A 9,564-nucleotide genomic window follows, 5' to 3' on the forward strand; every position below is an offset into this window, starting at 1 on the left:
GGTTAAGCCGGCGACGGCTATGTTCTTCCAGTCCGGCAGGCCCTTCCTTCTCATACCGCTCGACCCATTTATAGCCAGTCTTGCGACTGATCTCGTAAGCCTGGCAAAGCGCACTGAAGCTGGGCGGGCCTTTGATGTAGTCCGCGATGAATAGCAGTTTCAGGTCCATAGGTTTCAGCTCTCGCCATGGCATGGGCAGATCCTCGAAAACCGACCCTGCCAGTTAAAAACTGTTACCTATGTGAGTGAACTGATTTGTAACCTATGTGGGTGAGTCATACCCGAAGCCTTTTTTGCTTACTTTTTTTGGCGTTTGAAAAAAAGTGAGTCGCCGTAAGGGCGAAACCGCCAGCCGCTGTTACCTAAGAAACGGATATACACACAAAAGCGGCCCATAAAAAAAGGCCACCCGAAGGCAGCCTTTAAAAACTAGAGAGGTTTTTTGCTTACACGGCCGCTACAGGGCGCATGTAAGAGATTGGTGCGGTGCTGGCATCTTCGAACGTCACGACTTCCCAAGCGTCTTTCTGCTCAATCAACTTGCGCAGCAGCTGGTTGTTCAGTGCATGGCCGGACTTGAAGCCCTTGAACTCACCAATCAGGCTATTGCCCAGCAGGTAGAGGTCGCCGATTGCATCGAGGATCTTGTGCTTGACGAATTCGTCTTCATAACGAAGGCCGTCTTCGTTCAACACGCCATCGGAATCGACCACGATCGCGTTTTCAACACTGCCGCCGAGTGCGAGGTTGTGCTTGCGCAGGTACTCGATGTCACTCATGAAACCAAAGGTACGGGCGCGGCTGACTTCTTTTACGAACGAAGTGCTGGAAAAATCCACGCTTGCACTCTGGGTGCGGTCACGGAAAACCGGGTGATCGAAATCGATCTCGAAGCTCACCTTGAAACCGTCGAAAGGGACAAAAGTGGCGCGCTTGTCGCCATCTTGTACTGTCACTTCCCGCAGGATGCGGATGAACTTCTTGGCAGCGTCCTGCTCTTCCAGGCCAGCCGATTGAATCAGGAATACGAAGGGTCCGGCGCTGCCATCCATGATCGGGACTTCGGACGCGGAGAGCTCGACGTAGGCGTTATCGATGCCCAGGCCAGCCATGGCCGAGAGCAAATGCTCCACCGTGTCCACTTTGGTGTCACCGTTGACCAGCGTGGTCGACATGGTGGTTTCACCAACATTTTCCGCGCGAGCAGGAATCTGCACCACAGGGTCGAGGTCGGCACGACAAAACACGATGCCGGTGTCGACAGGCGCTGGCTTGAGGGTCAGGTAGACCTTCTCGCCGGAGTGCAGGCCGACACCTGTGGCACGGATAATATTCTTCAGGGTGCGTTGTTTAATCATGGCATGGGCCGCTTCAGCGCAAATTGCGAACTGGTATCAACAAAGGCTGGCGATGATAGCAGACCAGACCTTTGCTGAACACCAATCACCCGTATCCCCCTGATACATTTCATCAATCGGCCTGACGACGTAGGAATGCCGGGATGTCCAGGTAATCCAGATCGTCTTGCGGATTCATCTTCGCGGCAGTCGCAGCACCGGCCTGAGCCTGGTTGCGCATGACGGTCGGACGGTCCAGGTCGCGGTAGTTGACCGCAGGCTGTTCCTGACGAACGGGAGCTTGTTGCTGAGGCTGCGAGGCCATGGCGGTTTGAACGGTGTTGTCGATCACCTTCATCGGCTTCTCGATCTTTGCGCCCAGTCCGGTGGCAACCACGGTCACGTGCAGCTCGTCGCGCATGTCCGGATCGATCACGGTGCCGACCTTGACCATTGCGTGGTCGGAGGCAAACGCTTCGATGATGCTACCCACGTCGGAGTACTCGCCCAGGGACAGGTCCGGACCTGCGGTGATGTTCACCAGGATGCCGCGAGCACCTTGCAGGTTGACGTCTTCGAGCAACGGGTTGCGGATGGCCGCTTCGGTGGCTTCACGAGCACGGTTCGGACCGCTGGCGCAGCCAGTACCCATCATCGCCATGCCCATTTCGGACATCACGGTGCGTACGTCGGCGAAGTCGACGTTGATCATGCCCGGACGCTTGATGATGTCGGAGATACCGCGAACGGCACCGGCCAGTACGTCATCGGCCTTGGCGAAAGCCGACAGCAGGCTGGCGTCCTTACCGAGGATGGTCAGCAGCTTCTCGTTGGGGATGGTGATCAACGAGTCGACGCTGTCGCTCAGCGCGCGGATGCCTTCGTCGGCGATCTGCATGCGCTTACGGCCTTCGAACGGGAACGGACGGGTCACCACCGCAACGGTGAGGATGCCCATTTCCTTGGCCACTTCGGCAATGATCGGCGCTGCACCGGTACCGGTACCGCCGCCCATGCCGGTGGTGATGAACACCATGTTGGTGCCGGCCAGGACTTCAGCGATGCGCTCGCGGTCTTCCAGGGCAGCCTGACGGCCAACCTCGGGATTCGCGCCGGCACCCAGGCCCTTGGTCACGCCGGTACCCAGTTGAAGGATGGTCCGCGCGCCGATGTTCTTCAGCGCCTGAGCATCGGTGTTGGCGCAAATGAACTCGACGCCTTCGATGTTGCTCTTGACCATGTGGTTGACAGCGTTGCCGCCGCCACCGCCGACACCGATCACCTTGATAACCGGGCTAGCGGGGATGTTGTCTACGAGTTCGAACATTTTCCCTCTCCTTACATTCTCTAGTTTTTTTTCGCCTACTGCGTTTGTTGCCGCCTTCCTGCACCAGGCTTGAAACCCGGTGCCTGAAGCTTTGAACCTGTATCAGAAATTGCCTTTGACCCATGCCTGGAGCCGCTCGAACAGCGGAGCCTTCGGCTCGTCGCTGCTGTAGCTGTCGCGGCTGCCTATCCCCGAGAACGAGATCCCGTCGGACTGTTTCTGCAAGCCGTACATCAACAGGCCCACGCCTGTGGAATAAATCGGGTTGCGCACCACGTCGTCCAGGCCCTTGATGCCATGGGGAACGCCCAGGCGCACCGGCATGTGGAATATTTCTTCGGCCAGCTCGACCGCGCCTTCCATCTTCGACGTACCACCGGTCAGCACGATGCCGGCCGGGATCAGGTCTTCGTAGCCGCTGCGACGCAGCTCGGCCTGGATCAAGGTGAACAACTCGTCGTAACGCGGCTCGACCACTTCGGCCAGGGCCTGGCGCGACAGCTCACGCGGCGGACGGTCGCCAACGCTGGGCACCTTGATGGTTTCACCGGCACCGGCCAGTTTCGCCAGGGCGCAGGCGTAGCGGATCTTGATTTCCTCGGCGTACTGGGTCGGGGTGCGCAATGCCATGGCGATGTCGTTGGTCACCTGGTCGCCGGCAATCGGGATCACCGCCGTGTGGCGGATGGCGCCCTCGGTGAAGATCGCGATGTCGGTGGTGCCTCCACCGATGTCCACCAGGCATACGCCCAGTTCTTTCTCGTCGTCGGTCAGCACCGAGTAGGCCGAGGCCAGTTGTTCGAGGATGATGTCGTCGATTTCCAGGCCGCAGCGGCGCACGCATTTCTCGATGTTCTGCGCAGCGTTCACGGCGCAGGTCACCACGTGGACCTTGGCTTCCAAGCGCACACCGGACATGCCCAGGGGCTCGCGCACGCCTTCCTGGTTATCGATCACATAATCCTGCGGCAGGGTGTGTAGCACGCGCTGGTCGGCCGGGATCGCCACGGCCTGGGCCGCGTCGAGCACGCGCTCGAGGTCGGCGGAGCTGACTTCGCGATCACGGATCGCCACGATGCCGTGGGAGTTCAGGCTGCGGATGTGATTGCCCGCCACGCCGACGAACGCCGAGTGAATCCGGCAACCGGCCATCAATTGCGCTTCTTCGATGGCGCGCTGGATCGATTGCACGGTGGACTCGATGTTCACCACCACGCCTTTCTTCAAGCCGCGGGACGGGTGAGTACCGATCCCGACGATGACCAGCGTGCCGTCGTCCGCGACCTCACCTACCAGCGCAACCACCTTGGAAGTGCCGATATCCAGCCCGACGATCATTTTTCCGCTTTGCACGTTTGCCATGGGTCCTGCCTCTTCTTAATTCTTCGCGACGGCGGGTTCGGCCGTCGTGGGCGCTACAGGTTCCCGCCAGCCGACGGCCAAGCCGTTGGCGTAGCGCAGATCGATGCGCGCGATGTTCGTAATCTGTTCTTTGAGCGTCTTGTCATAGATGGCGATGAAGCGGCGCATCTTTTCCACCAGGTTGCCGCGACCGAGCAACAGCTCGATGCCCGGTCCCGAGCTACCCGCGCCAGTGGTCAGGAACCAGCTGCCGCGCTCGCGCAGTTCCAGGCGCGCGATGGAGAAGCCCAATGGCCGCAACATCTGGCTCAGCACCTGGTACTGCTGCATCACTTGCTGCTGGGCCCGCTGTGGACCGAACAGTTGTGGCAAATGTTCATAGTTGGCCAGTTCCCGCGGGGTAAACGCCTGGCCCTGGTTGTTCAGCAGCGACTCATCGCCCCAACGGGCCACCGGCAATTGCTCTTCCAGGCGAATCGACACCTGGTCAGGCCATACTCGACGGACCTCGGCGTGAGCAATCCAGGGCATCTGCTCCAGTTCCGTGCGCATGCCCGCCAGGTCGATGGTGAAGAAGCTGGACGCCACGAACGGGGCGATCCGCTGCTGCACCGCCTGCTGGCTGATATAGCTCAGGTCACCCTGAACGTTGATCCGCGCAATCGGCCGGTCCGCATAAGGCAACAACCGCTGGGCGCCTTCGTACGTACCGAACCCCACTGCCACCAGCATCACCGGCCAGAACAGGCTCTTGAGAAAACCAAAATTGGCTTTCGGCAGGCGCGCCGACATCGGCTCCTTGGCCACCATTCGGCTGGCACCCCGGGGCACCGGCTTGCGACCGGGTGCGGAGGGCTGATGACGAAGCGATGCGCCTTGCATGGCTTAACCTCTTGGCTCTTGAGAGCCGACACTGGCCGCCAGGATCGACAGCACCAGTTGCTGGAAATCCAGACCGGCGGCGCGGGCCGCCATCGGTACCAGGCTGTGATCGGTCATGCCCGGAGCGGTATTGACCTCCAGGAACCAGAACTGCCCGTCGGCGTCCTGCATCACGTCCGCCCTTGCCCAGCCGGCGATACCCAACGCCTCACAGGCCTTGGCCGTGAGGTCCATCAGTTCTTTTTCCTTGGTGCTGTCCAGGCCACAGGGGATCCGATACTGGGTATCGTTGGCCAGGTACTTGGCGTCGTAGTCGTAGAACGTGTGCGGGGTGCCCAGCGCAATCGGGGGCAACACCTGGTCACGCAGAATGGCGATGGTGAACTCGGGACCGGTGATCCACTGCTCGACCAACACTTGCGAATCATAGGAACTGGCGTCTTTCCATGCCGCGGTCAACTCAGGCAACGAATTCACTTTCGCCATGCCGATACTTGAACCTTCATGGGCCGGTTTGACGATCAAAGGGAAGCCCAGTTCCGTGGCCGCCGAAATACAATCGGCCTCGCTCGCCAGCACGGCATGACGCGGCGTCGGAATGCCAAGGCTATGCCAGACCTGCTTGGTGCGCAGCTTGTCCATCGCCAGGGCCGAGGCCAGGATGCCGCTACCGGTGTAAGGAATACCCAGGCATTCGAGCAGGCCCTGCATGCTGCCGTCTTCACCGCCGCGGCCGTGGAGAATGATGAACGCGCGGTCGATCTTTTCGCTCAGCAGGCGTTGCAGGAAGTCGTCGCCCACGTCGATGCCGAACGCATCGACACCAGCGCTTTGCAGGGCTTCGAGTACGGCTTTGCCGGACTTGAGGGAAACCTCGCGCTCGGCACTCTTGCCGCCGAACAGCACGGCGACACGGCCGAAGGCTTTCGGGTCAAGGGTCGAGACCAGGTTGGCGTAGGCAGCAGTCATTTCAGTTTCCCCTCGCTGGGCGCCACGATGGCCCCGGCGAATAACGGACTTTTCAACAGTTTCGGAGCGAGCCCGCCGATGTCGCCGGCGCCCTGGCACAGCAGGATGTCACCGGCGCGCAGCAGCGGCTTGACCAGCGGCGCCAGGTCCACACCGCGCTCGATGTAGATCGGGTCCAATTGGCCGCGTTGACGGATGCTGTGGCACAACTGGCGGCTGTCGGCACCGGGAATCGGCTCTTCGCCGGCCGGATAGACTTCCATCAACAGCAGCACGTTGGCATCGGCCAGCACCTGGACGAAATCGTCGTACAGGTCGCGGGTACGGCTGTAGCGGTGCGGCTGGTAGACCATCACCAGGCGCCGCTCCGGCCAGCCACCGCGCACGGCCTTGATCACCGCCGCGACTTCGGTCGGATGGTGGCCGTAGTCGTCCACCAGCATCACGTTGCCGCCATCTACCGGCAGTTCGCCATAGACCTGGAAGCGTCGGCCGACCCCCTGGAACCCCGACAGGCCCTGGACAATGGCTTCGTCGCTGACGCCTTCGTCGGTAGCGATGCAAATAGTCGCCAGCGCGTTCAGCACGTTGTGATTGCCCGGCATGTTCACCGACACATCCAATGGTTCGCGGTCGGGGCGCAGCACGGTGAAGAAGGTCTGCATGCCCTGCTGGCGTACATTGATGGCGCGTACGTCGGCTTCTTCGCCGAACCCATAGGTCACGGTCGGACGCTTGATCGATGGCAGAATCTCGCGCACCACCGGGTCGTCCAGGCACACCACCGCCAGCCCGTAGAACGGCAGGTTGTGGAGAAACTCGACGAAGGTTTTCTTCAGCTTGTTGAAGTCACCGTCGTAGGTCGCCATGTGGTCGGCATCGATATTGGTGACCACGGCCACCAGCGGTTGCAAGTGCAGGAAACTCGCATCGCTTTCGTCGGCTTCGGCGATGAGGTAGCGGCTGGTGCCCAACTGGGCATTGGTGCCCGCAGCATTGAGACGACCACCGATCACGAAAGTCGGGTCCAGGCCGCCGGCGGCGAACACCGAGGCGATCAGGCTGGTGGTGGTGGTCTTGCCATGGGTACCGGCCACGGCGATGCCGTGACGGTAGCGCATCAGCTCGGCCAGCATCTCGGCTCGCGGCACTACCGGAATGCGGCGCTCCAGGGCGGTAGCGACTTCCGGGTTGGACGTGTTCACAGCGCTGGAAACCACCAGTACATCAGCGTTGGCAGCGTTCTCGGCACGGTGATCGATGAAGATCTTCGCGCCGAACGATTCCAGGCGCTCGGTGACTGGAGATGCCTTCAGGTCAGAACCCGAGACCTGATAGCCCAGGTTCAGCAGCACTTCAGCGATCCCGCACATGCCCACGCCGCCAATACCGACGAAGTGGATGCGGCGGATACGGCGCATTTCCGGCTGCGGCATGGCTTTGCGATTCTCAACCATGGGCCACCTCCAGGCAGGTATCGACCACTTGGGCCGTAGCGTCGGGTTTGGCCAGGCGGCGGGCGGCGCGGGCCATGTCTTCAAGTCGTTGCGGCTGCATCAAAACCTCTGTCAGGCGGGCGGCGAGGTCCGCGGCGCCCGTCGTTCTTTGCGGCATCAGGAAGGCAGCGCCTTCGCGGGCCAAATAATCGGCGTTGCGGGTCTGGTGGTCGTCGATGGCATGGGGCAAAGGCACCAGCATCGAGGGCAGACCGGCGGCAGCCAGTTCACTGATGGTCAGCGCGCCTGCGCGACAGATCACCAGGTCGGCCCAGCCATAGGCTTGGGCCATGTCTTTGATGAAAGGCTGTACTTGCGCCTCGACGCCGACGGCGCGGTAGCGCTCGGCGGTCACTTCATCGTGGTTCTTGCCAGCCTGATGAAACACTTCCGGCCGCAGATCGGGGGCGACCTGCGACAAGGCTTCGGGCAGCAATTTGTTCAACGGCTCCGCTCCCAGGCTTCCGCCCAGGACCAGCAGACGTGCCTTGCGTCCGGCCAGGGCCGGGCGCGGTGTATCGAGAAACAGCTCGGTACGCACCGGATTACCGGTGGTGCGCCGGCTGCCCGACAGGGTAAAGGTGTCGGGAAAGGCTTCACAGACCCGGGCGGCCAACGGCACCAGTAACCGATTGGCGGTACCGGCCACGGCGTTCTGCTCATGAACGATCACCGGCACGCCGGCCAGTTTCGCCGCAACCCCGCCAGGACCGGTCACATAACCGCCAAACCCCACCACGCACACCGGCCGCAGCCGACGGATGATCGTCCGGGCCTGCCAAACCGACTTGAGCAACATCAGTGGCGCCTTGAGCAACGACAACTTGCCTTTGCCCCGCAGGCCGCTGGCCTCGATCCGGTGCAGCTCCAGGCCCGCGCCGGGCACCAGTTCGTTTTCGATACCCCGAGGCGTACCCAGCCAGTGCACGGTGTAGCCCCGTGCCTGGAACTCCCGGGCACAGGCCAGCGCCGGGAACACATGCCCGCCGGTGCCACCCGCCATGATCAGCACGTTAGCGCCCATGGATCGGCTCCTCGGCAAAGTCGCTCTCATGGAACTCCATCTCTTCGCTGCCCAGGTGGGTTCGACTCTCCCATTCGATGCGCAGCAACAAACCGAGGCAGGCACAGCAGATCACCAGGGAACTGCCGCCGTAACTGAGGAACGGCAACGTCAGCCCCTTGGTCGGCAGCAGGCCGACGTTCACGCCGATGTTGATCAGGAACTGGCCGATCCAAAGGAACGACAGGCCATACGCTACGTAGGCTGCGAAGAATTGCTTGGCCTTCTCCGCCCACAGACCGATGTACATGCCGCGCACGCAGACGAAGACGAACAGGGCCAGCGTGCACAACGACCCAACGACGCCAAGCTCTTCGGCCAACACCGAAAACACGAAGTCGGTGTGGGCTTCCGGCAGGTAGAACTGTTTCTGCACGCTGTTGCCCAGGCCGACACCCAGCCATTCGCCACGCCCGAACGCGATCAGTGCCTGGGTCAGTTGATAGCCGGAACCGAACTGGTCGGCCCACGGGTCGGTGAAAGTGATCAGGCGCGCCATCCGGTACGGTTGCGCCTGCACAAGCACGGTCACGGCCGCCACGGCCAGGGCCACCATCAGGATGAAGCGGAACAGCCCGACGCCGCCCAGGAACAGCATCGCCGCCGCCGCGCCCATCATTACCACCGTGGCGCCGAAGTCCGGCTCCATCAGCAACAGGCCCGCCATGGGCAGCAGGACGATGAACGGCTTGAAGAAGCCCATCCAGCTCTCGCGCACTTCCTTCTGGCGCCGCACCAGGTAGCCGGCCAGGAAGATCACCACGAAAACCTTGGCGATTTCCGAAGGCTGCACGTTGAAGAAGCTGAAGCCGATCCAGCGCATCGAGCCGTTCACTTCGCGACCGATACCCGGAACCAGCACCATGACCAACAGGCCGAAGGCACCGAGCAGCATCATCCAGCCCAGGCGTTGCCAGGTGGCGATCGGTATCATCATGGTGACAACACACGCACCCAGGCCGATCACCAGGTAAATCAGGTGTCGGATCATGTGATAAAGGGTGTTGCCCGACTGCACGGCCGCCACTTCCGACGACGCGGAGGTGATCATTACCAGGCCCAGGCCCAGCAGCGCCAGACATCCGGCAAGCATCGGGAAGTCCAGGTCGATGCCACGCCCGGTGATCA

At 61.6% G+C, this 9,564-nt stretch carries 9 protein-coding genes; all 9 read right to left on the reverse strand.

Features of this window, described 5'->3' with window-relative positions:
• On the reverse strand, positions 1-193 hold a 193-nt coding region (locus AD666_RS25895), incomplete at its 3' end, for a helix-turn-helix domain-containing protein (protein ID WP_156315921.1).
• A gap of 253 nt (positions 194-446) precedes the next feature.
• Complete coding sequence (lpxC, locus tag AD666_RS07685; protein ID WP_053149734.1) at positions 447-1,358, reverse strand: UDP-3-O-acyl-N-acetylglucosamine deacetylase; 912 nt, start codon at positions 1,356-1,358, stop codon at positions 447-449.
• Between the two features lie 112 nt (positions 1,359-1,470).
• The gene (gene ftsZ, locus AD666_RS07690) at positions 1,471-2,664 is read right to left on the reverse strand and encodes a cell division protein FtsZ (RefSeq protein WP_053149736.1); all 1,194 of its coding nucleotides are present in this window, start codon (positions 2,662-2,664) and stop codon (positions 1,471-1,473) included.
• Positions 2,665-2,766: 102 nt separating this feature from the next.
• Complete coding sequence (ftsA, locus tag AD666_RS07695) at positions 2,767-4,026, reverse strand: cell division protein FtsA (protein ID WP_053149737.1); 1,260 nt, start codon at positions 4,024-4,026, stop codon at positions 2,767-2,769.
• Positions 4,027-4,041: 15 nt separating this feature from the next.
• Positions 4,042-4,908, reverse strand: a complete 867-nt coding sequence (locus tag AD666_RS07700) for a cell division protein FtsQ/DivIB (RefSeq protein ID WP_053149740.1) — start codon at positions 4,906-4,908, stop codon at positions 4,042-4,044.
• Between the two features lie 3 nt (positions 4,909-4,911).
• Positions 4,912-5,877, reverse strand: a complete 966-nt coding sequence (locus tag AD666_RS07705; RefSeq protein ID WP_053149742.1) for a D-alanine--D-alanine ligase — start codon at positions 5,875-5,877, stop codon at positions 4,912-4,914.
• Positions 5,874-7,334: a UDP-N-acetylmuramate--L-alanine ligase gene (murC, locus tag AD666_RS07710; RefSeq protein ID WP_053149744.1), complete on the reverse strand. Its 1,461-nt coding sequence runs from the start codon at positions 7,332-7,334 to the stop codon at positions 5,874-5,876. Before murC ends, AD666_RS07705 begins: the two co-directional genes overlap by 4 nt.
• Complete coding sequence (murG, locus tag AD666_RS07715) at positions 7,327-8,397, reverse strand: undecaprenyldiphospho-muramoylpentapeptide beta-N-acetylglucosaminyltransferase (protein ID WP_053149745.1); 1,071 nt, start codon at positions 8,395-8,397, stop codon at positions 7,327-7,329. Before murG ends, murC begins: the two co-directional genes overlap by 8 nt.
• A complete protein-coding gene (gene ftsW / locus AD666_RS07720; RefSeq protein WP_053149747.1) occupies positions 8,387-9,562 on the reverse strand; it encodes a putative lipid II flippase FtsW in 1,176 nt (391 codons plus the stop codon). The genes murG and ftsW overlap by 11 nt, the downstream gene beginning before the upstream one ends.
• Positions 9,563-9,564 lie beyond the last annotated feature (2 nt).

The organism is Pseudomonas sp. Pf153 (assembly GCF_001269775.1).
Lineage (GTDB): Bacteria > Pseudomonadota > Gammaproteobacteria > Pseudomonadales > Pseudomonadaceae > Aquipseudomonas > Aquipseudomonas uvaldensis.